Origin of the sequence: Micromonospora sp. NBC_01740 (genome assembly GCF_035920365.1) — a bacterium.
Taxonomy (GTDB): domain Bacteria; phylum Actinomycetota; class Actinomycetes; order Mycobacteriales; family Micromonosporaceae; genus Micromonospora; species Micromonospora reichwaldensis.
The window spans coordinates 7,291,865-7,317,348 of record NZ_CP109150.1 but is presented as its reverse complement, the minus strand read 5'-3'; the positions used below and the strand labels follow the sequence as shown (position 1 = coordinate 7,317,348).

Annotated in this window: 19 protein-coding genes and 1 pseudogene; 14 read left to right on the top strand and 6 right to left on the bottom strand. The window is 73.4% G+C overall.

The window, feature by feature from the left end:
* Positions 1-328: 328 nt before the first annotated feature.
* Positions 329-1,012 (bottom strand): hypothetical protein, encoded by a 684-nt coding sequence (locus OG989_RS31880; protein WP_151457321.1) that lies wholly within the window; start codon positions 1,010-1,012, stop codon positions 329-331.
* Positions 1,013-1,081: 69 nt separating this feature from the next.
* Between OG989_RS31880 and OG989_RS31875 the strand changes: the two genes are divergently transcribed.
* From OG989_RS31875 to OG989_RS31865, 3 genes are read left to right on the top strand one after another with little or no spacing between them, the layout of a single operon-like run.
* The gene (locus OG989_RS31875; RefSeq protein ID WP_327029343.1) at positions 1,082-3,700 is read left to right on the top strand and encodes a valine--tRNA ligase; all 2,619 of its coding nucleotides are present in this window, start codon (positions 1,082-1,084) and stop codon (positions 3,698-3,700) included.
* The gene (locus tag OG989_RS31870) at positions 3,697-5,031 is read left to right on the top strand and encodes a bifunctional folylpolyglutamate synthase/dihydrofolate synthase (protein ID WP_151457323.1); all 1,335 of its coding nucleotides are present in this window, start codon (positions 3,697-3,699) and stop codon (positions 5,029-5,031) included. Before OG989_RS31875 ends, OG989_RS31870 begins: the two co-directional genes overlap by 4 nt.
* Entirely contained in the window at positions 5,028-5,519 is a 492-nt protein-coding gene (locus tag OG989_RS31865) for a DUF4233 domain-containing protein (RefSeq protein WP_225852503.1), read from the top strand. Before OG989_RS31870 ends, OG989_RS31865 begins: the two co-directional genes overlap by 4 nt.
* 31 nt (positions 5,520-5,550) lie before the next feature.
* Here OG989_RS31865 and OG989_RS31860 read toward each other — a convergent pair whose 3' ends face one another.
* Positions 5,551-6,957 (bottom strand): VOC family protein, encoded by a 1,407-nt coding sequence (locus OG989_RS31860; protein WP_327029342.1) that lies wholly within the window; start codon positions 6,955-6,957, stop codon positions 5,551-5,553.
* 143 nt (positions 6,958-7,100) lie between these two features.
* Between OG989_RS31860 and ndk the strand changes: the two genes are divergently transcribed.
* On the top strand, positions 7,101-7,526 hold the full coding sequence (gene ndk, locus OG989_RS31855) for a nucleoside-diphosphate kinase (protein WP_151457163.1): 426 nt from the start codon (positions 7,101-7,103) through the stop codon (positions 7,524-7,526).
* A gap of 65 nt (positions 7,527-7,591) precedes the next feature.
* Here the strand turns inward: ndk and OG989_RS31850 are convergent, their stop codons facing one another.
* Positions 7,592-8,032, bottom strand: coding sequence for a carboxymuconolactone decarboxylase family protein (locus OG989_RS31850; protein WP_151457162.1), 441 nt, complete (start codon positions 8,030-8,032; stop codon positions 7,592-7,594).
* A gap of 411 nt (positions 8,033-8,443) precedes the next feature.
* Between OG989_RS31850 and ileS the strand changes: the two genes are divergently transcribed.
* Both ileS and OG989_RS31840 read left to right on the top strand, forming a co-directional pair.
* Positions 8,444-11,635, top strand: a complete 3,192-nt coding sequence (gene ileS, locus OG989_RS31845; protein ID WP_327029341.1) for an isoleucine--tRNA ligase — start codon at positions 8,444-8,446, stop codon at positions 11,633-11,635.
* 161 nt (positions 11,636-11,796) lie between these two features.
* Positions 11,797-12,492 carry a lysophospholipid acyltransferase family protein gene (locus tag OG989_RS31840; RefSeq protein ID WP_151457160.1) on the top strand — a complete coding sequence of 232 codons (696 nt, stop codon included), beginning with the start codon at positions 11,797-11,799 and terminating at the stop codon, positions 12,490-12,492.
* A gap of 114 nt (positions 12,493-12,606) precedes the next feature.
* On the opposite strand, the gene OG989_RS31835 is transcribed toward OG989_RS31840, so the two are convergent.
* Positions 12,607-13,788 carry a hypothetical protein gene (locus OG989_RS31835; protein WP_327031284.1) on the bottom strand — a complete coding sequence of 394 codons (1,182 nt, stop codon included), beginning with the start codon at positions 13,786-13,788 and terminating at the stop codon, positions 12,607-12,609.
* A 644-nt stretch (positions 13,789-14,432) separates the two neighbouring features.
* Here OG989_RS31835 and OG989_RS31830 point away from each other — a divergent pair.
* From OG989_RS31830 to OG989_RS31795, 8 genes and pseudogenes are all read left to right on the top strand, one after another.
* Positions 14,433-16,418 carry a TIGR03960 family B12-binding radical SAM protein gene (locus OG989_RS31830; protein ID WP_151457262.1) on the top strand — a complete coding sequence of 662 codons (1,986 nt, stop codon included), beginning with the start codon at positions 14,433-14,435 and terminating at the stop codon, positions 16,416-16,418.
* Positions 16,419-16,581: 163 nt separating this feature from the next.
* Positions 16,582-17,316, top strand: coding sequence for a TIGR03936 family radical SAM-associated protein (locus tag OG989_RS31825; protein WP_311413759.1), 735 nt, complete (start codon positions 16,582-16,584; stop codon positions 17,314-17,316).
* A gap of 131 nt (positions 17,317-17,447) precedes the next feature.
* Positions 17,448-20,597 (top strand): Rne/Rng family ribonuclease, encoded by a 3,150-nt coding sequence (locus OG989_RS31820; protein WP_327029340.1) that lies wholly within the window; start codon positions 17,448-17,450, stop codon positions 20,595-20,597.
* Between the two features lie 117 nt (positions 20,598-20,714).
* On the top strand, positions 20,715-21,218 hold the full coding sequence (locus tag OG989_RS31815) for a hypothetical protein (RefSeq protein ID WP_327029339.1): 504 nt from the start codon (positions 20,715-20,717) through the stop codon (positions 21,216-21,218).
* Positions 21,219-21,384: 166 nt separating this feature from the next.
* Entirely contained in the window at positions 21,385-21,699 is a 315-nt protein-coding gene (rplU, locus tag OG989_RS31810; protein WP_088975625.1) for a 50S ribosomal protein L21, read from the top strand.
* Positions 21,700-21,710: 11 nt separating this feature from the next.
* Positions 21,711-21,965 carry a 50S ribosomal protein L27 gene (gene rpmA, locus OG989_RS31805; protein WP_013288010.1) on the top strand — a complete coding sequence of 85 codons (255 nt, stop codon included), beginning with the start codon at positions 21,711-21,713 and terminating at the stop codon, positions 21,963-21,965.
* Positions 21,966-22,056: 91 nt separating this feature from the next.
* Positions 22,057-23,499: pseudogene (obgE, locus tag OG989_RS31800) on the top strand (GTPase ObgE); the annotation flags it as partial.
* Positions 23,500-23,749: 250 nt separating this feature from the next.
* Entirely contained in the window at positions 23,750-24,199 is a 450-nt protein-coding gene (locus tag OG989_RS31795) for a GNAT family N-acetyltransferase (protein ID WP_132240444.1), read from the top strand.
* Positions 24,200-24,212: 13 nt separating this feature from the next.
* Here OG989_RS31795 and OG989_RS31790 read toward each other — a convergent pair whose 3' ends face one another.
* Together OG989_RS31790 and OG989_RS31785 are read right to left on the bottom strand one after the other, a co-directional pair.
* Positions 24,213-24,872 (bottom strand): DUF6766 family protein, encoded by a 660-nt coding sequence (locus tag OG989_RS31790; protein WP_327029338.1) that lies wholly within the window; start codon positions 24,870-24,872, stop codon positions 24,213-24,215.
* 77 nt (positions 24,873-24,949) lie between these two features.
* The gene (locus tag OG989_RS31785) at positions 24,950-25,429 is read right to left on the bottom strand and encodes a DUF4383 domain-containing protein (RefSeq protein WP_151456422.1); all 480 of its coding nucleotides are present in this window, start codon (positions 25,427-25,429) and stop codon (positions 24,950-24,952) included.
* Between the last annotated feature and the right edge of the window lie 55 nt (positions 25,430-25,484).

Genomic DNA, 25,484 nt, shown 5'->3' with positions numbered 1-25,484 from the left:
CGGCCCTGAACTGCGTTACGGCCCATTTGGGGCATGGCCGAGAGCCGAATCCTGCGGGGACCGGAGGCCGAGAGCCGGATCCCCCGGGACCGGAGCAGGGTCGATCGGGCGGCGGATTCGTTTTCAGGCCGGGGCCACGGGTTCCCCCGCCAGGCGCCGGGGACACTCCGCCCGCACCACCTGGACTCCACCCGCACCACCTAGGCTCGGGCCGCGCCACCAGGGCTTCGCCTGCACCACTTGGACTCGGGCCGCGCCACCTGGACTCCACCCGCCCACCTGGCCCTCGGGCCGCGCCACCTAGGCTCGGGCCGGGCGGCCAAGGCGTTCAGCCTCGGGTCTGGATCTCCTCGCGCATGGCGCGGAACAGCCCGCCGGCGTCGTCGACGGAGCGACCCGGGAACATCGCCATCACCACGCTGCCGTGGTCGGCCCACCCGCAGACCGCGAAGTCGCCGCCGTCGCCGCTGGTCGTGCCGCACTTCATCACGCCGCCGAAGCGCCCGGCGGGCATCTTGCGCAGCCCCGTCACCTTGCCGGTCTCGTCGGTCAGCAGACCGAAGAGGCTGTTCAGGTCCCGCTCCGGCTGCCAGAGCAGGGTCGTCCCGCCGAAGACGAGCACCGAGCGCCTGTCGTCGGCAGGATCCCGGTAGACGGTGCCGAAGCTGCTGTCCAGGTCGATGTCGGCGGCGAATCCGCTGCGCAGGTAGTCGGAGGTGCTGCGGGCCCGGTCGCTGTCGTCGCGTACGAGGCCCGCCACCCGGTCCGGGGTGGCCAGATCGGCGTCCTTCTGCTGGGCGACCCGCCAGCCGGCGGTGCCGAGCACCGCGGCTCCCGCGAGTCCGACCACCGCCGCCACGGCCCACGCCACCCGCCGGCGCCCCGACCACGTCCCCCGCCGCTCCGGGGCGCTCTCCGGGTCCCGGTTGCTGAGCTGGATGGGCTCGTCGGTCAGATCGATCGGTTCGGGCCCGTCGGCGACCGGGCGATCGGTGAGATGTGCGTCGGACATAGCCGACACCGTACGCGAACAGCAGGTGGCGCACGTCGGGTCCCGGGAAGCGCTCCGTAGACTTTCAGGGTGACCGAGAGACTGGATGCCCGACGCCCCGACGCCCCGACCCTTGCCGGCCAGTACCAGCCCGGCGAGGTGGAGCAGCGACGGTACGAGCAGTGGGTAGCCGCCGGCCACTTCCGGGCGTCGGCGGACAGCGACAAGCCCCCCTTCACCATCGTCATCCCGCCGCCCAACGTCACTGGCTCCCTGCACATGGGCCACGCGCTGGACCACACCGTCCAGGACGCGCTGGTGCGGCGCAAGAGGATGCAGGGCCACGAGGCGCTGTGGCTGCCGGGCATGGACCACGCCGGGATCGCCACCCAGAACGTGGTCGAGCGGCAGCTCGCCGGCCAGGGCCTGTCCCGGCACGACCTGGGCCGGGAAAAGTTCGTCGAGCGGGTGTGGCAGTGGAAGGCCGAATCCGGCGGCGCGATCCTCGGCCAGATGCGTCGCCTCGGCGACTCCGTCGACTGGGACCGTGAGCGCTTCACCATGGACGAGGGCCTGTCCCGGGCCGTCCAGACCATGTTCAAGAAGCTCTACGACGACGGGCTGATCTACCGGGCCAACCGGATCATCAACTGGTGTCCGCGCTGCCTGACCGCGCTGTCGGACATCGAGGTGGAGCACACCGACGACGACGGCGAGCTGATCTCGATCCGATACAGCGACGACGTCGTGGTCGCCACGACCCGGGCCGAGACGATGCTCGGTGACACCGCAGTCGCCGTGCACCCGGACGACGAGCGCTACCGGCACCTGATCGGCACCGAGGTGGCCGTGCCGTTGACCGACCGGCGGATCCCGATCGTGGCCGACGAGCACGTCGACCCGAGCTTCGGCACCGGCATGGTCAAGGTGACCCCCGCGCACGACCCGAACGACTTCGAGATCGGCCAGCGGCACGACCTGCCGTCGCTGACGATCATGGACGAGCGGGGCGTCATCACCGCGCACGGCCCGTTCCAGGGCCTGGACCGCTACGAGGCCCGCCCCGCGATCGTCGCCGCGCTGCGCGAGCAGGGCCGGATCGTCGCGGAGAAGCGGCCGTACGTGCACGCGGTGGGGCACTGCTCCCGGTGCCGGACGACCGTCGAGCCGCGGCTGTCGCTCCAGTGGTTCGTCAACACCGCCCCGCTGGCCGAGGCCGCCGGCGACGCGGTGCGCGACGGTCGGGTGAAGATCGAGCCGGCGGAGCTGGCCAAGCGGTACTTCGCCTGGGTCGACAACATGCACGACTGGTGCATCTCCCGCCAGCTCTGGTGGGGTCACCGCATCCCCGTCTGGTACGGCCCGGACGGCGAGATCGTCTGCGTCGGCCCGGACGAGGAGCCGCCGAGCGGCGAGGGCTGGCACCAGGACGAGGACGTCCTGGACACCTGGTTCTCCAGCGGCCTGTGGCCGTTCTCCACGCTCGGCTGGCCGGAGCAGACTCCCGACCTGGCGAAGTTCTACCCGACCAGCGTTCTGGTCACCGGCTACGACATCCTCTTCTTCTGGGTCGCCCGGATGATGATGTTCGGCCTGTACGCGATGGACGGCCGGCCGCCGTTCCACACGGTGGCCCTGCACGGCATGGTCCGCGACCAGCACGGCAAGAAGATGTCCAAGTCGTTCGGCAACGTGGTCGACCCGCTGGACTGGATCGACCGGTACGGCGCCGACGCCACCCGGTTCACGCTCGCCCGGGGCGCCAACCCGGGCGGGGACGTGCCGGTCAGCGAGGACTGGTGCCAGGGCTCCCGCAACTTCTGCAACAAGCTGTGGAACGCCACCCGCTTCGCGCTGCTCAACGGCGCGCACACCGAGGGGCCGCTGCCGGCGGCCGACACGCTGTCGACGGTCGACCGGTGGATCCTGTCCCGGCTGGCGCACGTCACCGCCGCCGTCGACGAGCAGTTCGAGGCGTACGAGTTCGCGAAGGTCTGCGACCTGCTCTACCACTTCGCCTGGGACGACGTCTGCGACTGGTACGTGGAGCTGACCAAGCCGGTGCTCGCCGAGGGCGGCCCGGCCGCCGAGGCGACCCGCCGGGTGCTCGGGCACGTGCTGGACCAGCTGCTGCGGCTGCTGCACCCGGTGATCCCGTTCGTCACCGAGGAGCTGTGGACCGCGCTCACCGGCGGCGAGACGGTGCTGACGGCCGCCTGGCCGGTGGCCGACCGTACCGGAGTCGACGACGCCGCGGAGGTCGAGGTCGGCACCCTCCAGCGGGTGGTGACCGAGATCCGGCGGTTCCGCTCGGACCAGGGGCTGCGCCCGACGCAGCGGGTCGCCGCGCGGCTCGACGGCCTGGCCGCCGCCGGCATCTCCGCGCACGAGCCGCTGATCCGGTCGCTGGTGCGCCTCGACGCGGCCGGCGACGGCTTCCAGGCCAGCGCCACGCTCGCCATGCCCGGCGAGGTCAGCGTGGCCCTGGACACCCGGGGGACGATCGACGTGGCCGCCGAGCGGGCCCGGCTGACCAAGGACCGGGCCGCCGCCGAGAAGGAGGCCGCGCAGGCCCGGGCGAAGCTCGGCAACCCGGCGTTCGTCGACAAGGCGCCGGAGCCGGTGGTCGCCAAGATCCGCGATCGGCTCGCCGTCGCCGAGGCCGACCTCGTCCGCATCGACGCCGCTCTGGAGGCGCTGCCCTCGTGACCGACCGCACCGATTTCGCCGCCGTCGAGGCCGAGCTGGCCGAACGCGGGTTCACCCGCATGGCCTTCGAGCTGGACAAGATCGAGTCGCTGCTGGACCTGCTCGGCAGCCCGCAGCGGGCGTACCCGTCGATCCACCTGACCGGCACCAACGGCAAGACCTCGACGGCCCGGATGATCGACTCGCTGCTGCGGGCGTTCGGGCTGCACACCGGCCGCTACACCAGCCCGCACCTGGAGAACGTCCGGGAGCGGATCAGCCTGGACGGCGAGCCGGTGGACGAGGCACGGTTCGTCGCCACGTACCGGGAGATCGAGCCGCTCGCCCGGCTGGTCGACGAGCGCTCGGCGGAGCCGCTGACGTACTTCGACATGACGACCGCCCTGGCCTTCGCCACCTTCGCCGACGCCCCGGTGGACGTGGCGGTGGTCGAGGTGGGTCTCGGCGGCGCCGAGGACGCCACCAACGTGATCCAGGCCGGGGTGTGCGTGCTCACCCCGGTCGGGCTGGACCACACCGAGTGGCTCGGCGACACCATCCAGGACATCGCGCTGGCCAAGGCGGGAATCATCCACAAGGGCGCGACGGTGATCTCCGCGGCGCAGGAGGAGGAGGCCGCCGGGCCGATCCTGGAGCGCTGTGCCGAGGTCGGCGCGACCATCGCCCGGGAGGGCGCCGAGTTCGGGGTGCTGCGGCGGGCCGTCGCCGTCGGCGGGCAGGTGCTCACCCTCCAGGGCCTCGGCGGCGTCTACGAGGAGGTGTTCATCCCGCTGCACGGCGCCCACCAGGCGCAGAACGCGGCGGTGGCGCTGGCGGCGGTGGAGGCGTTCCTCGGCGCCGGGGCGAAGCGGCAGCTCGACGTCGAGGCGGTCCGGGAGGGCTTCGCCACCGCCAGCTCGCCCGGCCGGCTGGAGCGCGTACGCAGCGCGCCGACCATCCTGCTGGACGGGGCGCACAACCCGCACGGGATGGCCGCCACGGTGGCCGCCCTCCAGGAGGAGTTCGCCTTCAGCAAGCTGGTCGCGGTGGTCGGCGTCCTCGCGGAGAAGGACGCGGCCAGCCTGCTGGAGCTGCTGGAGCCGGTGGTCGACCAGGTCGTGGTGACCCGCAACAGCTCGCCCCGGGCACTGCCCGCCCGGGAGTTGGCCGCGCTGGCGGCGGAGGTCTTCGGACCCGAGCGGGTGGAGGTGGCCGAGGAGATGCCGGACGCGATCGAGGCGGCGGTGGCGATGGCCGAGGAGGACGTACCGGGGGAGCTGAGCGGGGTCGGGGTGCTGGTCACCGGGTCGGTGGTGACGGTGGCCGACGCCCGTCGGCTGCTGAAGCGATGACCGGGCCGGAGCGGGCCACCGCGGGCGACGACCGCCCGACCGGGGCACCCGACGGGCTCCCCGGCGACCTCCCCGCCAGTACCTCGGACGGCACCCCGGACGACGGCGCGGTCCGGGCGGCCGACGGCAACCCCGCGGGGCGCCCGCCGCGCCGCTCCGGGCTGCGCAACCCGGAACGGGCGGTCCGTGGCCTCGGCGCGGGCACGCTCAGCCTGGAGGCGCTGGTGCTGGTGCTGGCCATCCAGCCGATCCGGGTGGTCGGCGGCGACCTGGGCGGCGCCGCGATCGGGGCCGTGGTGGCGCTGGCCGTGGCGGCGGTGCTGCTCGCCGGCATGATGCGTCGGCCGTGGGCCTGGCACGCCGGCACCGCCCTGCAGGGACTGCTCATGCTGGCCGGCCTGCTGCACTGGTCGCTGCTGGTGCTGGGCGTCGTCTTCGCCCTGGTGTGGGGCTACGCCCTGCACGTGCGCCGGGTCATCCTGGGCTGACGGTCAGGCCTCGGCGAGCTGGGCTGACGGGTCAGGCCTCGGCGCGTTCCCGCCACTGGGTGAGGGCGATGCCGTGGCCGTCCGGGTCGCGGAACGCCGCCGCCCACACCTCCAGCTTCGTGCCCCGGTTGACCACGCGGGGGGCGTACGTGAACCGGACGCCCGTGCCGCGCAGCCGCTCGTAGGCGGAGCCGATGTCGTCGACCTCGAGGTTGACGTGCACCAGCCGGCGGCTGATCGGCGCCGCCTCGGTCACCTCGCGCAGCACCAGGCGGGTCGTCCCGGAGGAGAGGACCGCGTTGCCGGAGCCCCGGTCGACCTCGGCGAAGCCCAGGTCGCGGTAGAAGTCCAGCGAGCGGGGCAGGTCGGTGACCAGCAGGGTCAGCCCCACGCCGGCGATCGGCGCCCCGAACTCGTCGCCGGCCGCCGCGGTCTCCCCGGCCTCGTTGTCGGCGTCGGTCGCCGGACCGGGGCCGAAGATCGCCTCGTCCAGTTCCTCCGGGCTGATCCGCTCGTCGCGGACCCGCTCGTCGCGGACCCGGTTGCGCGGCGGGGCGGGATCGTCCAGGGGCAGGTCGAGCGGATCCGCCGGCGCGGACGGGTCGAGGCGCTCGCCGGGCGCGTCGAACCGCTCCTCGGCGGGCGGGCGGGGCGTCGGGGTGGCCCGGCGCGGCAGGGTGCCGGTGGTGGGCTGCTCGACGAGCGTGCCCTCCAGCACGACCGGCCCACCCGGACGCTGGTGCATCACGACGGGCTCGCGCTCCTCGGGCCGCCCGACCCGGTCCCCACCGAGCGGATCGCCCAGCGGATCACCGACGGGGTCGCCCAGCGGATCGCCCACCGGCGCCCGGAAGTCGTCCCGGAAGTCGTCGCGGTAGTCGTCCCGGAAGTCGTCGTCCGGCGCCCGGTCCGCCCACGGCGGGGCCTCCTGCTGGATCAGCACGTCGTCCAGCGACTCGGAGCCCGCGTACTCGGGCGGCAGGTCGGCCGCGACGGCGGCGGCGGTCTCCGCGTGGGTGGGCACGTCGTCCCAGAGCACCCGGACGTGGCGCTGGTCGTCCAGGGCCACCCGGATCGGCAGCGTCTGGCCCAGCGACGGCCACTTCGCCACCGGCACCCGCGGCTCGATGATCTTCTTGGACCGGGGCGGCAGCCCCGGGGCGTCGATCACCAGCTGGAGTTCGCAGCGGCCGAAGGCGTACTGCGTGGGCGGCTCGGAGGCGCTGTGCACGTGCCCTTCGCCGATCACCCAGGTGCGACCGCCCCCGCGCACCGTGGCCAGCGCGATGGCCAGCACCAGCAGGGCGACGCCGAGTGCCACGATCGCCCAGCTCGTCATGCCCAGGCCGAACAGGACGACGAAGGTGGCCACGGTGCCCAGCACCGCGGCGATCAGCTTGCGTACCGGTGCGATGGGCCGGTTCCCGCCATTCGCCACAGTGGACCTCCCGAGGGTCAAGGGCCAGGCTAGGCCGGATCGGCCGCCGGAGGAAGGACCGGCCGCCGCGCCGGTGCCGGGACCGGGTCGCTAGGCTGACCGTACCCAGCCCGACCGTCTTCCGCGCACAGGAGGAACCCAGCGTGTCCAGCAGCAGCCCCGATGAGCGCACCCTCGTACTGATCAAGCCCGACGCGGTCCGCCGCGGGCTGGTCGGCGAGGTGATCTCCCGCTTCGAGCGCAAGGGGCTGCGGATCGACGCGATGGTGTCCCGGACGATGGACGCCGCGCTGGCCGACGAGCACTACGCCGAGCACGTCGACAAGCCGTTCTACCCGCCGCTGAAGGACTTCATGACCGGCGGCCCGCTGGTGGCGCTGGTGCTCGCCGGCGACCAGGTCATCGACGTGGTGCGCGGGCTCGTCGGCGCGACCGACGGGCGGCGGGCGGCGGCCGGCACGATCCGCGGCGACCTCTCCCTGTCCAACCGTGAGAACCTGGTGCACGCCTCCGACTCGCCGGACAGCGCGAAGCGCGAGATCGCGCTCTGGTTCCCCGAGCTGGTCTGACGCACCCGCCGCCGCGGGGCCGGTGCGCGTCGCGCGCACCGGCGCCTGCGTCGCGTCGCGGACCGTCACACGTCCGTGGGCAGATCGGTGCGGCAGGTCACGGCGATCCGGTTCCACACGTTGATGGTGGCGATCGCCATCAGCAGGTCGGCGAGTTCCTTCTCGGACCACACCTTCGCCGCCGCGTCCCAGACGTCGTCGGGCACGCCGTGCTCGCCGAGCCGGGTCACCGCGTCGGTGAGCGCCAGCGCGGTCCGCTCCCGCTCGTCGAAGAAGGGCGCCTCCCGCCAGGCGGCGACGGCGAAGAGCCGCCGGTCCGACTCGCCCGACGCCAGCGCGTCCCGGCTGTGCATGTCGACGCAGAACGCACAGCCGTTCAGCATCGACGCCCGCAGCTTCACCAGCTCCAGCACGGTGTGCCCGACGTTCGCCCGGACGTACTTCTCCAGCCCCAGCACGGCCTGGTACGCCTGCGGTGCCACCTCGGCCACGTTGATCCGTTGCATGACGGTCCTCCTCGGTCCGGTCTGTGTCGACACCCATCCGACGAAGCGCGCAGGCGCGGCGTGACACCGGCGGACGTGAGCCCGGTCACGCCGCTCGTCACCCTGGGTAACCGGTCACCGGGCGGGTTTACTCGGCGGCGATCTTCGTGCGTGGTCGGGTAACCTTGGCGGTCGTAAGGCGATGACCCGGCCATCACCGGTGAGCCTCCGGAAGAACAGCCGGTTCACCCCGGCCCAGTAGAACCGGACGGGTCCGGCCCGTCACAGCCGGCCAACGAGCGGGCGGTCGATCCTGGCCGCCAAGCGGGGTGGTACCGCGGGCCTGCCCGGGGGCGCCGTCGAGGCGTACCCGAGAAGGCTCGTCCTCGCAGACCCACACGACAGTGAGCTGCGCGAGGAGAGCGACCCCCGATGGTCTATCCGTTGCACGAACCGACCGCCGCCGGCGTCCCGGCGAGCCCGGACCTGCCCGCGGTCGAGCGCCGCGTCCTGGAGCACTGGACGGCCGACAAGACCTTCGAGGCCTCCGTCGAGGCCCGGCCGGCCTCCGGCCGGCGACCGGAGAGCACGGACGCGGCCGGAGGCGGCGTCGCGGGCGACGCCGACAACGAGTACGTGTTCTACGACGGCCCGCCGTTCGCCAACGGCCTGCCGCACTACGGCCACCTCTTCACCGGTTACGTGAAGGACGTCGTGCCGCGCTACCAGACGATGCGCGGTCGGCGGGTGGAGCGGCGCTTCGGCTGGGACTGCCACGGCCTGCCCGCCGAGGTGGTCGCCGAGAAGCAGCTCGGCATCACCAGCAAGGCGGAGATCCTCGACCTCGGCGTGGCCCGGTTCAACGAGGCGTGCCGCACCTCGGTGCTGGAGTTCACCCACGACTGGGAGCGCTACGTCACCCGGCAGGCCCGCTGGGTCGACTTCGCCAACGACTACAAGACCCTCGACCTGGACTACATGGAAAGCGTCATGTGGGCCTTCAAGACCCTGCACGACAAGGGCCTGGTCTACGAGGGCTTCCGGGTGCTGGCGTACTGCTGGCGCTGCGAGACGCCGCTGTCGAACACCGAGACCCGGATGGACGACGTCTACCGGGACCGGCACGACCCGACGCTGTCGGTCTGGTTCGCGCTGACTCCCGACGAGAGCGCGCCGGAGCTGCTGCGCGGGCCGGTGCGCCTCGGCGTCTGGACCACCACGCCGTGGACCCTGCCGTCCAACCTGGCGCTCGCCGTCGGCCCCGACATCGAGTACGCCGTGCTGGAGCGCGACGGCCAGCGGTACGTGGTCGGGGCGGCGCGGCTGGCCGCGTACGCCAAGGAGCTGGAGGGCTACGAGCAGGTCGGCACCGTCTCCGGCCGTGACCTGGCCGGGCGCCGCTACACCCCGCTGTTCGACTTCCTCGTCGAGCAGGCCGGCCCGAACGCCTACCAGGTGCTCGGCGCGGAGTTCGTCACGACCGAGGACGGCACCGGGATCGTCCACCTGGCCCCGGCCTTCGGCGAGGACGACCAGAACGTCTGCAACGCGGCCGGCATCCCCACCATCGTCACGGTCGACGACCACACCCGGTTCACCGCGCTGGTGCCGCCCTACGAGGGCGAGCAGGTCTTCGACGTCAACAAGCCGGTGATCCGGGAGCTCAAGGAGCGGGGGGTCGTCCTCAAGCAGGACACCTACACCCACTCGTACCCGCACTGCTGGCGCTGCGACACCCCGCTGGTCTACAAGGCGGTGTCGTCGTGGTTCGTCGCGGTGACGAAGTTCAAGGACCGGATGGTCGAGCTGAACCAGCAGATCAACTGGACGCCGGGGCACATCAAGGACGGCTCGTTCGGCAAGTGGCTGGCCAACGCCCGCGACTGGTCGATCAGCCGGAACCGGTTCTGGGGCTCGCCGATCCCGGCGTGGAAGTCCGACGACCCGAACTATCCCCGGCTCGACGTCTACGGCTCGCTTGAGGAGATCGAGCGGGACTTCGGCGTACGCCTGAGCGACCTGCACCGGCCGGCGGTGGACGACCTCGTCCGCCCCAACCCGGACGACCCCACGGGGCGCTCGACGATGCGCCGGGTGCCGGAGGTGCTGGACTGCTGGTTCGAGTCCGGCTCGATGCCGTTCGCCCAGGTGCACTACCCGTTCGAGAACCGCGACTGGTTCGAGCACCACTACCCGGGCGACTTCATCGTCGAGTACATCGGGCAGACCCGCGGCTGGTTCTACACCATGCACGTGCTGGCCACCGCGCTGTTCGACCGGCCGGCGTTCCGCAACTGCCTCAGCCACGGCATCCTGCTCGGCTCCGACGGGCGCAAGATGTCCAAGAGCCTGCGCAACTACCCGGACGTCTACCACGTGTTCGACTCGTACGGCTCGGACGCGATGCGCTGGATGCTGATGTCCTCGCCGGTGCTGCGCGGCGGCGACATGGCCGTGACCGAGCCGGGCATCCGCGACGCCGTCCGGCAGGTGCTGCTGCCGCTGTGGAACGTCTGGTACTTCTTCTCGCTCTACGCCAACGCCGACGGGTACACCGCGAAGCGGAACACGACAAGCACCCACCTGCTCGACCGGTACGTGCTGGCGAAGACGAACGAGCTGGTGTCGACGGTCCAGGAGCAGATGGACGCGTACGACATCTCGGGCGCCTGCGTCACCGTGCGGTCCTACCTGGACGCGCTGACCAACTGGTACGTGCGGCGCTCCCGGGACCGGTTCTGGTCCGGCGACGCCGACGCGTTCGACACCCTGTGGACGGTGCTGGAGACGCTGTGCCGGGTGGTGGCGCCGCTGGCGCCGCTGACCGCCGAGGAGATCTGGCGCGGCCTCACCGGCGAGCGGTCGGTGCACCTGACCGACTGGCCGTCCGCCGGGGAGTTCCCGGCCGACCACGAGCTGGTCGCCGCGATGGACGCCACCCGGGAGGTCTGCTCGGCGGCGCTGTCGCTGCGCAAGGCCAAGGGCCTGCGGGTGCGCCTGCCGCTGTCGACGCTGACCGTGGCCTCGCCCGTCGCGGCGCAGCTGCGGCCCTTCGGCGACCTGGTCGCCGACGAGGTCAACGTGAAGGCGGTGGAGTTCACCGACGAGGTGTCGGCGTACTGCCAGCAGGTGCTGACCGTGGTGCCGCGCGCGCTCGGCCCCCGCGTCGGCAAGCAGGTGCAGCAGGTCATCAGGGCGGTCAAGGCGGGGGAGTGGGAGCTGGTCGACGGCGCCCCGGTCGCCGCGGGCGTCACCCTCGCCGAGGGCGAGTACGAGCTGCGCCTGGTCGCCGCCGACGCCGAGCACTCCGCGCCGCTGCCCGGCGGCGAGGGCGTGGTCGTGCTGGACACCGAGGTCACCCCCGAGCTGGCCGCCGAGGGGCTGGCCCGGGACGTCGTCCGGGTGGTGCAGCAGGCCCGCCGCGACGCCGACCTGGACGTCTCGGACCGGATCGTGGTGGCGTTGTCGGCCGGCGAGGAGGTGCGTGCGGCGGTGGCCGCGTACACCGACTTCGTGGCCCGCGAGGTGCTGGCCGACTCCGTCGACTTCGCCGACGGGGTGGACGGCTTCACCGGGGAGGTCGGCGAGGGCGAGCGGGTGACCGTGGCCGTCCGCAGGGTATGAGTCGGTGAGACGGGGGCGGTCCGGCGGAGTGTCGCCGGACCGCCCCCACCGGCCCCGACAGGCCCGCTCACCAGGCGGTCGACCCGCCACCCGGGCGACGACGCGTGGACCCGTCGGTTACGGTGACACCGCCTGTTCGCACACACTCCGCCGGAGGACCAGTGCCCCTGCTCTACACCATCGGCAAGCTCACCGTGGCGCCCGCGCTCCGGCTGGCCTTCCGTCCGACCGTGGAGGGGTTGGAGCACATTCCGGACGCGGGGGGTGCGATCTTCGCTGGCAACCACCTCTCGGTCGCCGACGAGCTGTTCCTCGGCACCGTGGTCCCCCGGCACCTGGCGTTCTGGGCCAAGTCGGAGTACTTCAAGGGCACCGGCCCGAAGGGCGCCCTCTCCAAGCACGTGCTCACCGGCCTGGGCGCCATCCCGGTCGAGCGGGCCGGCGGTCGGGCGGCGCTGTCCGCATTCGACGCCGCCATCCCGGTGCTCAGGGCCGGCGACCTGGTCGCGGTCTATCCGGAGGGGACCCGGTCGCCGGACGGCCGGCTCTACCGGGGGCGCACCGGGGCGGTCCGGCTGGCCGTGGCGGCCGGTGTGCCGGTCATCCCGGTCGGTATGACCGGCACCGACAAGGCCCAGCCCATCGGCACCCGGGTGCCCCGTCCCGGCCGCGCCAAGATCACCATCCGGTTCGGCAAGCCGCTCGACTTCACCGGCCGGTCGGACGACCGCACGTCGCTGCGCGAGATGACCGACGAGGTCATGGCCGAGATCCAGAAGCTCACCGGCCAGGAGTACGTGCCCCGCTACGCCCCGCCGCGCGGGCACTCCGCCACCCCGGGCGACGCCCCGGCCTGAGCCCGGGCACGGGGCGGCCGGAGCCGCGCCGCTGCCCCGTCGCGGACGTGGGACCGCAGCGACCTGTCGACCGGGCCGCCGGGCCCGCTCGACGGCGTCGAGCCGGTGGAGCCGCTACTTCTGGCTGGTCGTGACCATCTGCTCCCGCAGGGTGCCGAGCAGGGTGGCGCTGTCGTCGAGGGAGAGCCGGGTGAAGACCGCGGTGGCGATGCTGCCGTGGTCGACCGAGGTGCACACCACCACGTCCTGGCCGTCGGCGCGCCCCACCGCGCAACGCTGGTGCCGGCCGCGTACGCCGGTGTCGACCACCTGGGCCTCGCCGAGGGAGTACTGCCCGGTGAGCCGGGTGATCTCGTCCTCCGCGTCGGACTCCGGGGTGAACCGGAAGCCGGTGCCGCCGAAGACCGTCACCCGCTTGCCGGCGGGCGTGGCGTAGACGCCGGCGAAGGTCTTCTCGGCCAGCCAGTGCGCCTTGCGCACGTCCGCCTCCAACTGCTTGGCGGTCGCCTTGCTGGTGTTGTCGTCGCGCAGCCGCAGGTCGGCCACCTCGGCCGGCAGGCTGGCCTCGGCCGGGTACTGCGACGCCATCGGCACCCCGTAGTAGGCCGGGCAGCCGCAGCAGCAGGCCAGCATGAGCAGCAGGTACCACGGCCAGCGGCGACGCTTGCGGGCGGGCGTCGGGGCGTACCCCCGGGGGGCCTGCTGGCCGGGTGGCGGCCCGGCCGGCGGCGCCGTCGCCCGACGTTGCCTCGGCGGCGCGGGCGGCGGAGGCGGGGGTGACGCCGGCCGCGCCGGGCCGGGCGCCCGGGAGACCGGCGGCGGGGAGACGGGGTACGCCGACTGCGGCGGGGCGGCCGGGTACGCGACCCGCGGCGGTGCGGGACGCGGTGGCTCCGGCGGCGCGGGGGAGTGCACGGGTGGGGTCGGCGGCGCGGGGGAGTGCACGGGTGGCGCCGGTGGCCCGGAGTACGGCCTGGGCGACGGCGCGGCGGGGTAGGGCAACGTCGGCGAGGGCGGCGGGGGCGGCGGGAGGTCCCACCCGCCGGTGTCCGCGCCCGCCCACGGGTCGACCGGCGTGCGGTGCTCGGCGGACTGCTCGGGCGGGGGCGCCGGCGGAGGCGCCGGCACCGGGGGGATCACGGCCGATTCGCCCCAGGCCCGCTTGCGCGGCTTCGGCGGGGGCACCGCCGCCGAACCGCTCCACCGGGGCGCGGGCGGTTCGGCCGGTAGCTCGTCGGGGGAGAACATCCGGGTGCCCTGCGGCCCCACGGCCGGTCGCTCGTCGCCGGGGAACATCCGGGTGCCCTGCGGTCCCACGGCCGACGGGCCGTCGTCGGGCAGCAGGCGGGTGCCCTCCGGGCCGGTGCCGGCGACCCGCCCGGGCCCGGCGTCCCGGGTGTCCTCGGCCCCGGCGTCGTCGGCGTCCTGCGGCGCGGTGGCGTCGCCCGGGTCTGGCCGGCCGGCGGCGTCGCCCGAGCCGTGCGGCGCGGTGGCGTCGCCCGTGTCCGGCAGCGCGGCGTCGGCCCCGGCGTCGTCCGGGTCCTGCCCGATGTCGGACGTCGCGGTCGGCTCGGGGTCTTCGGTGGGCAGCTCACGGGTGCCCTCCGGGCCCGTGCCGCCGGCGGGGGCGGGCGTTGCGGGGGAGGTCGGGGGCTCCTCGGTGACCGCCGGATCCGGACCCTGGTCCTGACCCGGGGGGCTCCCGTCGGCCGGCCGGTCCGTGCCCGGCTGCGGCTGCGGCATCGCGGCAATCTCCTCTCGCGCCGGTCCGAGGTTAGTACCGATGCGCCAGCGGGGCGATTCCGGCCACCGCCGTCGCCGGTACCGCAAGGCCGGACGGGCGCTTGCGAGGTGCCGAGGGCGTGGCGACCGGCGCCCCGAGGGCGTGGCGACCGGCGTGCGCGCGGTGGCCGCTGCCGGGCCGCGTACCCTTGGGCATCATGAGCGTCCCGTCCACCACGCCGCGCCCCGCCGCGGCCAATTCCGTCTGGCCCCGGCTGGAGCCGCTGCTGCCCCAGGTGACCAAGCCCATCCAGTACGTCGGTGGCGAGCTGGGCGCGGTGGTCAAGGACTGGGACGCGGCGGCCGTGCGCTGGGCGTTGATGTACCCCGACGCCTACGAGGTCGGCCTGCCCAACCAGGGCGTGCAGATCCTCTACGAGGTGCTCAACGAGCTGCCCGACGTGCTCGCCGAGCGGACCTACGCGGTCTGGCCGGACCTGGAGAAGCTGATGCGCGCCCACGGCGTGCCGCAGTTCACCGTCGACGCGCACCGCTCCGTGCGCGACTTCGACGTCTTCGGCGTCTCCTTCTCCACCGAGCTGGGCTACACCAACCTGCTCACCGCGGTCGACCTGGCCGGCATCCCGCTGCTCGCCGCCGACCGCACCGACGCCGACCCGGTGATCGTGGCCGGCGGCCACGCCGCGTTCAACCCGGAGCCGATCGCCGACTTCGTCGACGCCGCCGTGCTGGGCGACGGCGAGGAGGCGGTCCTGGAGATCACCGGGATCGTGCGGGAGTGGAAGGCCGAGGGCTCCCCGGGCGGGCGCGACGAGCTGCTGCTGCGCCTGGCCCGCACCGAGAGCGTCTACGTGCCGCGCTTCTACGACGTGGACTACCTCCCCGACGGCCGCATCCAGCGGGTCGTGCCGAACCGGGCGGACGTGCCGTTCCGGGTGCACAAGCGCACGACCATGGACCTGGACGCCTGGCCGTACCCGAAGAAGCCCCTGGTCCCGCTGGCCGAGACCGTGCACGAGCGGTACGCCGTGGAGATCTTCCGGGGCTGCACCCGGGGCTGCCGGTTCTGCCAGGCGGGGATGATCACCCGCCCGGTGCGCGAGCGCTCCATCACCACCGTCGGGCAGATGGTGCGGGAGGGGCTGGAGTTCTCCGGCTTCCACGAGGTGGGCCTGCTGTCGCTGTCGTCGGCCGACCACTCCGAGATCGGCGACATGTGCTCCGGCCTGGCCCAGCAGTACGAGGGCACCAACGTGTCGCTCTCGCTGCCGTCGACCCGGGTGGACGCGTTCAACATCGACCTCGCACAGGAGCTGTCCCGCAACGGGCGGCGCACCGGCCTGACCTTCGCCCCCGAGGGCGGGTCGGAGCGGATCCGCAAGGTCATCAACAAGATGGTGTCGAAGGAAGACCTGATCCGCACCGTCGTCACCGCGTACACGAACGGCTGGCGGCAGGTGAAGCTGTACTTCATGTGCGGCCTGCCCACCGAGACCGACGAGGACGTCCTCGAGATCGCGGACATGGCCCACGAGGTCATCCGGGCCGGCAGGGCCGCCACCGGCTCGAAGGACATCCGCTGCACGGTCTCCATCGGCGGGTTCGTGCCGAAGCCGCACACCCCGTTCCAGTGGGCGTCGATGGAGCGGCCGGAGGTCATCGACGGCCGGCTCAAGATGCTCAAGCAGGCGATCAACGCGGACCGGTCGCTCGGCCGGGCGATCGGCTTCCGCTACCACGACGGCGAGCCGTCGCTGATCGAGGGCCTGCTCAGCCGGGGTGACCGGCGGGTCGGCGCGGTGATCCGGCGGGTGTGGGAGAACGGCGGCCGGTTCGACGGCTGGAGCGAGCACTTCTCCTACCAGCGCTGGGTGGAGGCGGCGACCGAGGTCCTGCCGGCCTTCGGCGTCGACCTCGACTGGTACACCACCCGCCAGCGCGACGAGCTGGAGGTCCTGCCCTGGGACCACCTGGACTCGGGCCTGGACAAGGACTGGCTCTGGCAGGACTGGCAGGACTCGCTCAGCGAGTACGAGCAGGACGACTGCCGGTGGACCCCGTGCTTCGACTGCGGCGTCTGCCCGTCGATGGACACCGAGATCCAGATCGGCCCGACCGGGAAGAAGCTTCTCCCGCTCACCCCGATCAACGGTCTGAAGCTCCCCACCGGCGCCCAGCAGTAGCTCCGGCGCACGGCGGGCACGCCCGCCGTGCGCCGGGTTGATCATGTGGTTATCGTCAGCGGCACGCGAGTCGCGAGCAGTGCCGTCACGATCAACCGGTTCCGACACGAGGAGCACGACGATCAGTAGGAAACCACAGCCAGAGGGCGGCCAGGCACCCGTCGTGCAGCGGGTCCGGATCCGGTACGCCAAGCGCGGCCCGCTGCGCTTCACCTCGCACCGGGACTTCGCCCGGGCGTTCGAGCGGGCGCTGCGCCGGGCGGGCGTGCCGATCGCCTTCTCCCAGGGCTTCACCCCGCACCCCAAGATCTCGTACGCCAGCGCGGCCCCGACGGGCGTGGCGAGCGAGGCGGAATACCTGGAGATCGGCCTCCGCGAGCAGGTCGACCCGGCGGAGCTGCGCGCCGCGCTGGACGCGGCCCTCTCGCCCGGTCTCGACGTGCTCGACGCCGTCGTGGCCGCCGGCGGGAGTCTTGCCGACCGGATCGAGGCGTCGCACTGGCGCATCGAGCTGCCCGAGGTCGACCCAGCCGTCCTGCAACGGGCGGTTTCCGCCTTCACGGCCGCCGAGGAAGTGCTGGTCGAGCGGATGACCAAGCAGGGCCGGCGCACCTTCGACGCCCGGGCAGCGGTGATCCGCATCGATGTGATCGCGTCGCCGGAGACGCCTTCCGGGGCGCCGGCCGTACCGTGTGCGATACTCGAACTGGTCGTGCGGCAGGTCACCCCCTCCGTGCGGCCCGATGACGTCCTTTCCGGCCTCCGCGTGGTGGCCGACCTGGAGCCGCCGGTCTCACCGAGGGTGATCCGGCTGGCACAGGGCACGCTGACCGCGCAGGATGCGATCGCGGATCCGTTGGAAGCGGACCGCGACGGGGCAACCATCGGTGAACGCTGACCGTCGGTCGACGTTCAGGTAGGCAGACTTCGGCGGTCGCGCACCGTGCGCGCCCGGCGGAAACACTTTTGCGGCGACCCTGCGTGGCAGCGCTCACCCGCGCCCGGGGCAGCCAGAACTGGAGAACGTCCATGCTCGAGAACGAGCCCGAGGGCGGCGAACGGACCGGTTCACAGCCGGCCGACGAGACCGCTGACAGCAGCACCGTCGAGAACACCGCCGGGGCGGAGAACGCCGCCGGCGCCGCCGACGCCGACGCTGGCGGGGCCGAGCAGGCCCCGGCCGCGCCGGTCCGACGGCGTACGACCCGGCGGCGGGCCACGCCGCTGAACCAGCCGGAGCAGACCGAGGTGCCGGTCGAGGCGTCGACGGCGCCCGTGCCGGGCAGCGGCGAGGCGCTCCAGGCCGAGGTGTTCGCCCCCGTCTCCGGCGACCTCGACGCCGCCCCGAAGGCGACGCGCCGCCGCCGCAAGGCCACCACCGCGAAGGCCTCCGAGGAGGCCACCGCGCCGCCCGTCGAGGCCGCCGGGCCGGCCCCCGAGGTCGCCGCGCCGCCCGCCGCGGAGGCTCCGGTCGAGGCGGACCAGGCGCCCGCCGAGCCGGCTGCGCCGCCGGCCAAGGCGACGCGTACCCGTCGGAAGAAGGCGGCCCCCGCCGCGGCCGAGCCGGCCGCGGAGACCCCGAGCGACGCCCTCGGGGCCGATCGGACCGGCGCCGCGCCCACTGAGCAGCCGCCGGCCGCCGCCGGCATCGAGCCGGAGGCCGGCACCGGGTTCGGCGCCGCCGCCCCGCCCGCCGCGGTCAGCGGTGCGGAGAGCCGTTCCGGCGAGGTCCCGCCCGGCGTGGCGGTCACCCCGCCCGCCGAGGAGGAGCCGACCGAGGCGGTCGAGCCGGCCGTCGAGCCGGAGCCGGCCGTCGAGCCCGAGCCGGTCGTCGAGCCCGAGCCGGTTGTCGAGCCCGAGCCGCGCACCCGCCGCCGGCGGGCCGCGCTCTCCGCGCCCACCGTGCTGTTCATGGCCCCGCAGCCGGAGGACGTCCCGGTCGCCCGGGTCGTGGCTCCCGCTCCGGAGCCGGAGCCGGAGGAGCCCGCCGCCGAGGAGCCGGCCGAGCCGGCGCGCCGCCGCCGGCGTGGCCGCCGCGACGTCGAGGCGGTCGAGGTCGTCGAGCCCGAGGAGCCGACCGAGGAGGCCGAGGAAGCCGCCGAGGACGAAGACGAGGACGAGGACGAGAGCGCCGCGGCCCGCCGCCGGCGCCGCCGTGGCCGCCGTGGACGCGGCCGGGGCAAGGGCGGCGCGGAGGACGCCGAGGACGAGGAGTCCGAGGAGGCCGCGCAGGCCGAGGCGGAGGAGTCCGAGGGCGACGAGGACGAGGAGGGTGAGGGCGGTGACGGGCTGACCCGCCGCCGTCGTCGTCGCCGCCGTCGGGGCGCCGGTGACGTCGAGGCGGGCGCCGACGACGGCGTGCCGACCGTCGTCAAGATCCGCGAGCCGCGCAAGACCGTCGACGAGGTGCAGGGCGTCTCCGGCTCCACCCGGCTGGAGGCCAAGCGGCAGCGCCGCCGCGACGGCCGCGAGCAGCGCCGGACCCGGCCGCCGATCCTCAGCGAGTCGGAGTTCCTGGCCCGCCGGGAGGCCGTCGACCGGGTGATGGCGGTACGCCAGCGCGGCGACCGGACCCAGATCGCCGTCCTGGAGGACGGGGTGCTCGTCGAGCACTACGTCACCCGCAACTCCTCCGGCACCATGGCCGGCAACGTCTACCTGGGTAAGGTGCAGAACGTCCTGCCCAGCATGGAGGCGGCGTTCGTCGACATCGGGCGCGGCCGCAACGCCGTCCTCTACGCCGGCGAGGTCAACTGGGACACCACCGGCCTGGAGGGGCGGGCCCGCTCCATCGAGCAGGCGCTGCGCTCCGGCGACTCGGTGCTGGTGCAGGTCACCAAGGACCCGATCGGCCACAAGGGCGCCCGGCTGACCAGCCACATCGCGCTCTCCGGCCGGCACCTGGTCTACGTGCCCCACGGCAACGCCTCCGGCATCAGCCGCAAGCTGCCCGACACCGAGCGCAAGCGGCTGCGGGACGTGCTGAAGAAGCTGGTGCCGGACGGCGCGGGCGTGATCGTCCGGACCGCCGCCGAGGGCGCCAGCGAGGACGAGCTGGCGCGCGACGTCAAGCGGCTCCAGGCGCAGTGGGAGGACATCCAGGCCAAGGCGGCCGAGGGCGGCGCCCCGGTGCTGCTCTACGAGGAGCCGGACCTGGTCATCCGGGTCGTCCGGGACCTGTTCAACGAGGACTTCCGCGAGCTGGTGATCGAGGGCGAGCAGTCGTACGACATCGTCGAGTCGTACCTGTCGCACGTCTCGCCGGACCTGGTCGCCCGGCTGCGCCGGCACGTCGGCACCACGGACGTCTTCGCCGAGTACCGGATCGACGAACAGATCATCAAGGGGCTGGACCGCAAGGTCTTCCTCCCCTCGGGCGGCTCGCTGGTGATCGACCGGACCGAGGCGATGACGGTCATCGACGTCAACACCGGCAAGTACACCGGCTCCGGGGGCAACCTGGAGGAGACGGTCACCCGGAACAACCTGGAGGCGGCCGAGGAGATCGTCCGCCAGCTCCGGTTGCGCGACCTCGGCGGCATCGTGGTGATCGACTTCATCGACATGGTGCTGGAGTCCAACCGTGAGCTGGTGCTGCGCCGGCTGACCGAGTGCCTGGGCCGGGACCGGACCAAGCACCAGGTCACCGAGATCACCTCGCTCGGGCTGGTGCAGATGACCCGCAAGCGGATCGGCGCGGGCCTGCTGGAGGCGTTCAGCGAGACCTGCGAGTGCTGCAAGGGCCGGGGCCTGATCATGCACACCGAGCCGGTGCCGGAGAAGCCGCGTTCCGGCGGTGGCGGTGCGGGGGAGAAGGTCAAGGCGGTCGCCTCGGCCGTGGCCGCCCCGGCGGCGGCGGAGCAGGGCGCCGGCACCTCCCGGCGGCGGGCGCGCAAGAGCGCGCCGGCCGAGCGCACCGTGGCCGAGGTCACCGAGACCGACGCCGACGCCGCCCCGAACGCCGAGTACCACGACACCATGGGCTACGACCTGTCCCGCTACGAGGCGGACACGGCCGCCGCCGGAGAGGTCGCCGACAGCCAGACGGGCGAGTCGGCGCGGCTGGCCGCCCCGGACGACCCGGACGCGCTCTCCGACGCCGACGGCGACGAGTCGGAGGGGGGCTCCGGCCGGCGCCGGTCCCGCCGCAGCGGCGCGCGGCGGCGTACCCGGCCGTGACCGGCTGACCGACCCGACGTGTGACAGGGCCCCTTCCCGGTGATGTCCGGCGGGAGGGGCCCTGTCGTATGGTCGATCCCCGGCCACGATCGGCCGCCTGCGGTCAGGAGAAGAACGATGCGCCGTATGCTCGCCGTCACCGCGCTCACCGCCGTCCTGCTCTCCGGCACCGGGTGCGCGGCCGAGCGCCCGGAGCGGGCCGGCCCACCCGGCGGCGCACCTAGCGGTGGCGTCACGCCGGGCGGTTCCGTCGGCGGCGGGGCGCCGGGGGCCGGCAGCGGGGCGGCCGGCGGCAACGCGCCCGAGGTGTGTGCCGCGGCACAGCGGGCCGGCGAGACGGCCGTACGGACGTACGTCGAGGAGCTCGGCAAGATGGTCGCGGCGGTCGGGGCGGACGACGCCGCGGCGGCCCGGACCGCCCGGGACCGCATCTCCACCGCGCTGACCGACTGGCGCAGCACGCTGCGGCGCGAGTCGACCCGGGCCGAGGACGCCCAGCTCAAGACCCTCCTCGCGGACATGGCGGCGGAGGTCGGCACGCTGGGCACCGACGTCGACTCGATCGACGAGACCGGGCTCGACCGGCTCCGGCAGCGCCTCGACCAGCTCTGCGCCCGCTGACCGGCGGGGCCCGGTTTGGGTGTGGGCCCTCCGATGGCGTACGCTGGCCGGCGGTGCACTTTGGTGTACCGAGTTCTCGCGTGCCCGCGCCGCCGTGCCTCTGCTACCCGGCGAGCCGCCGCGGGAACACCCGCCAGCAGCCTCAACGACAGGGAGTCCGCCTCCGATGTACGCGATCGTCAAGACCGGCGGCAAGCAGTACAAGGTCGCCGAGGGCGACGTGATCGAGGTCGAGAAGCTCGTCGGTGCCCCCGGCGACGCGGTGAAGCTCACCGCGGTGCTCCTCGTCGACGGTGACGACCTGGTGACCGACGCGGCGAAGCTTGCCAAGGTCGCGGTGTCCGGCGAGATCGCCGCGCACACCAAGGGCCCGAAGATCCGGATCCACAAGTTCAAGAACAAGACCGGCTACCACAAGCGCCAGGGTCACCGCCAGCCGTTGACCCAGGTCAAGGTGACCGGCATCTCCAGCGGGAAGTAGGTCGTCCTCAGATGGCTCACAAAAAGGGTGCGTCCAGCTCGCGCAACGGCCGTGACTCCGCGGCGCAGCGGCTCGGCGTGAAGCGCTTCGGTGGTCAGGTCGTCAGCGCGGGTGAGATCCTCATCCGTCAGCGTGGCACCAAGTTCCACCCCGGTGACCTGGTCGGCCGCGGCGGAGACGACACGCTCTTCGCGCTGGCCGCCGGTTCGGTCCAGTTCGGCACCAAGCGCGGTCGCAAGACCGTCAGCATCGTGCCGCAGCAGTAGTTCGAAGGCGTTGCGGGCCGCGGACCTCGTGTCCCGGCCCGCTTCGCTTTTTTCGTGCGGGGCGTGACCCTCGCTGGAAGGATTGACGCCCGTGGCGACGTTCGTTGACCGGGTCGTCCTGCACCTGCAGGCCGGCGATGGTGGGCACGGTTGTGTCTCGATCCACCGGGAGAAGTTCAAGCCGTTCGGCGGCCCCGACGGCGGCAACGGCGGGCACGGCGGCAGCGTGTCCCTGGTGGTCGACCCGCAGGTGACGACACTGCTGGACTTCCACTTCCGCCCGCACGTGAAGGCCGAGAACGGCAAGGGTGGCGCCGGGTCGAACCGGGACGGCGCGAACGGCCGCAACCTTGTGCTCAAGGTGCCGAACGGCACCGTGGTGCAGGCCCCCGACGGCACGGTCCTGGCCGACATGGTCGGCACCGGCACGACCTTCGAGGTGGCCCGGGGCGGGCGCGGCGGCCGGGGCAACGCGTCGCTGGCCAACGCCCGGCGCAAGGCCCCCGGCTTCGCCGAGCTGGGCGAGCCCGGCGAGCAGCTCGACGCGGTGCTGGAGCTCAAGAGCGTCGCCGACGTCGGGCTGGTGGGCTTCCCGTCGGCCGGCAAGTCGTCGCTGATCTCGGTGATCTCCGCCGCCAAGCCGAAGATCGCCGACTACCCCTTCACCACCCTGGTGCCCAACCTGGGCGTGGTCCGGCTGGACAACCACACCTTCACCGTCGCCGACGTGCCCGGCCTGATCCCCGGGGCGGCCGCCGGCAAGGGCCTCGGCCTGGAGTTCCTGCGGCACATCGAGCGCTGCGCGGTGCTGGTGCACGTCATCGACACCGCCACCCTGGAGCCCGGCCGGGACCCGGTCGCCGACATCGACACCATCGAGGCCGAGCTGACCGAGTACGGCGGCCTGGCCGACCGTCCCCGGCTGGTGGCGCTCAACAAGGTCGACGTGCCCGACGGCCGGGACCTCGCCGAGATCGTCCGCCCCGACCTGGAGGAGCGCGGTTTCCGGGTGTTCGAGGTCTCCGCGGCGACCCGGGAGGGGCTCAAGGAGCTCATGTACGCCATGGCGGAGCTGGTGGAGCAGGGACGCAAGGCCGCGCCGCCGGCCGAGGCGACCCGGATCGTGATCCGCCCCCGGGCGGTCGACGACGCCGGCTTCACCATCGAGGCCGCGCCGGACGGCGCCTGGGTCGTGCACGGTGTCCGTCCCGAGCGGTGGGTGCGGCAGACGAACTTCGACAACGACGAGGCCGTCGGCTACCTGGCCGACCGGCTGGCCCGCCTGGGTGTCGAGGAGAAGCTGGGCAAGGCCGGCGCGGAACCGGGCGACCTGGTCCGGATCGGCGAGCGGGAGTTCGACTGGCAGCCGACCCTCTACGCCGGGGCCGACTTCATCCCCGGCAACCGGGGCACCGACGTCCGGCTGGAGGAGAAGTCCACCCGGGCGTCCGCCGCGGAGCGGCTGGCGGCCCGCAAGGCCCGCCGGCAGCGCCCGGAGGACGACGTCGAGGGCACCGACGCCGACGTCTCCGACGACGTCGCCCCGGCGGACGGCTTCGGCGACGCCGGGCCGGTCCGGGAGGCTGACCCGTCCGACGGGCCCGGTGCCTCCCAGGGGCCCGGCCCGTCCCGCATCGCGGCGGCGGGCGACGCCGAACAGCCCGCCCAGGCGGGCGACGCCGAATAGCCCGCCCAGGCGGGCGACGCCGAATGGCTCGTCGCGCTCCGTGCGCGGGTCGATTGCCGGAAACCTGCCCGAAATCCCCGCCGCCTAGCGTGGCCTGATGCTGATCGAGTCGCGCCCCGCCACCGATGCGGAGATCGACGCCCTGGTCACCGCCCAGCAGCGCGAGCTGCGGGCGGCCGACGGCGGGCTGGACGGCCAGGCGACCGTCACCCACGACGACATCCGCTACCTGGTGGTGGTCGCCGACGGGCGGGCGGTCGCCTGCGGCGGGATCCAGGCGCTCGACGCCGGCACCGGCGAGGTGAAGCGGATGTACGTCCGCCCGGCCCACCGGGGGCGGGGCATCGCCCGGCAGTTGCTGACCGCGCTGGAGGAGTTGGCCTTCCAGCAGGGGTACGCGGTGCTCCGCCTGGAGACCGGCACGTACCTGCCGGCCGCGATCGGGCTCTACACCTCCAGCGGGTACGAGCCGATCCCGGTCTACGGCGAGTACGTCGGCAACCCGTACAGCGTGTGCTTCGCCAAGCGGCTGCGCGTGCCGGCCTGACGGGGCCGGACGGTCAGTCGCCGGTGTGCGCGTGTACGGCGGTGACCGGCTTCGACTCCGGCGACGCGTGCTGACGCAGGAAGATGCTCAGCACGATCAGCGTGCCGACGGCGAGGAACTCGCTCTGCCAGTTCTGCATCGACTGGAACCAGAAGTCGCTCGTGCCGAGGAACTCCCACACGCCGATCGGCGGCGCGTCGCTCTGCAGCGCCTGCTGCTGGTTGTAGTCGGCGGTCCCGCCGAGCAGGTGGCCGACGAACGAGCCGGCGAAGATCAGCAGCAGCGCGATGGAGAGGCTGTTGCGGTAGACCACCAAGGGCAGCCCGCCGGCGCGTACGGGCCAGGGGGAGTCCGGGGTGGCCCGCCGCTCGTCGTCCTCGGGCCGGTCGGTCTGCCCCACCGGCTTCGACTCCGCCGACCCGCGCTGCACCAGGTAGGCGGTGAGCAGGACGTAGCCGCCCATCTGGAGGAACTCCGACTCCCAGTTCTCGAAGACCGACTCCATGAAGTGCCCGGTGCCCAGGTACGCCGGCCAGCTGGTCGGCGCGGCCCCGAACTCGGCCAGCTCCTGGTTGTACGTCTGCCAACCGAACACGCTCTGCAACACCAGGAAGACGAGAAAAGCGCCGAACATCGCCACGGTCAGCGCGTTGTCACGCAACCACCTCGGCATGACGCCCCTCCTCGTCGACGGCCTCCGACCTCCGTGCCCGGAGGGCGCGGCGGGCAAACGCCGCCACGCGGCGCGGGTCAGGGGCGGTCGAAGGGGTCGTCGGCCCGGGTGCCCGTGCCCACCTGGTTGGAGAGCAGCAGCCCGAAGGCGAGCATGCCGAAGCCGAGGACCAGGTGCAGCCAGTTGTCGGCGTCGTTGACCGGGATGAAGTTCGCCGCGCTCTCCCGGTCGATCGCGAAGCCGTACAGCCACAGGCCGAGGTAGAGGGCGCCGCCGCCGGCGAGGAAGACCCGGGCCCCGGCGACGCTGCGGGCCAGCAGCAGACCGGCCAGTCCGAAGCCCAGGTGCAGCGCGTTGTGCAGGATCGACACCTGGAACAGGCCGAGCAGCCGGGCCTCGGAGTGGTGGCCGGCGAACGTCATGTCGGCGTAGTTGATGGTGATGCCGGGGATGAACCCGAGCACTCCGATCAGGGTGAAGACCCCGGCCGCGGCCACGGCGGCGAGCTGCACCTTCGGCTTCGGGCCCGCCGGGCCGCCGCGTGCATGTCGTGCCATCGATTCACCTCCGTGGACCTGCGGAACGCCCTGCCCGCGGCGCCGGCGGCGGGGG

What these genes read in the sequence shown, in the direction of transcription:
- OG989_RS31880 (WP_151457321.1), bottom strand. Translation starts at nt 1,012, where the DNA reads ATGTCCGACGCACATCTCACCGATCGCCCGGTCGCCGACGGGCCCGAA.
- OG989_RS31865 (WP_225852503.1), top strand. Translation starts at nt 5,028, where the DNA reads ATGACCGGGCCGGAGCGGGCCACCGCGGGCGACGACCGCCCGACCGGG.
- OG989_RS31850 (WP_151457162.1), bottom strand. Translation starts at nt 8,032, where the DNA reads ATGCAACGGATCAACGTGGCCGAGGTGGCACCGCAGGCGTACCAGGCC.
- ileS (WP_327029341.1), top strand. Translation starts at nt 8,444, where the DNA reads ATGGTCTATCCGTTGCACGAACCGACCGCCGCCGGCGTCCCGGCGAGC.
- OG989_RS31835 (WP_327031284.1), bottom strand. Translation starts at nt 13,788, where the DNA reads ATGTTCCCCGGCGACGAGCGACCGGCCGTGGGGCCGCAGGGCACCCGG.
- OG989_RS31830 (WP_151457262.1), top strand. Translation starts at nt 14,433, where the DNA reads ATGAGCGTCCCGTCCACCACGCCGCGCCCCGCCGCGGCCAATTCCGTC.
- OG989_RS31820 (WP_327029340.1), top strand. Translation starts at nt 17,448, where the DNA reads ATGCTCGAGAACGAGCCCGAGGGCGGCGAACGGACCGGTTCACAGCCG.
- OG989_RS31815 (WP_327029339.1), top strand. Translation starts at nt 20,715, where the DNA reads ATGCGCCGTATGCTCGCCGTCACCGCGCTCACCGCCGTCCTGCTCTCC.
- rplU (WP_088975625.1), top strand. Translation starts at nt 21,385, where the DNA reads ATGTACGCGATCGTCAAGACCGGCGGCAAGCAGTACAAGGTCGCCGAG.
- rpmA (WP_013288010.1), top strand. Translation starts at nt 21,711, where the DNA reads ATGGCTCACAAAAAGGGTGCGTCCAGCTCGCGCAACGGCCGTGACTCC.
- OG989_RS31795 (WP_132240444.1), top strand. Translation starts at nt 23,750, where the DNA reads ATGCTGATCGAGTCGCGCCCCGCCACCGATGCGGAGATCGACGCCCTG.
- OG989_RS31790 (WP_327029338.1), bottom strand. Translation starts at nt 24,872, where the DNA reads ATGCCGAGGTGGTTGCGTGACAACGCGCTGACCGTGGCGATGTTCGGC.
- OG989_RS31785 (WP_151456422.1), bottom strand. Translation starts at nt 25,429, where the DNA reads ATGGCACGACATGCACGCGGCGGCCCGGCGGGCCCGAAGCCGAAGGTG.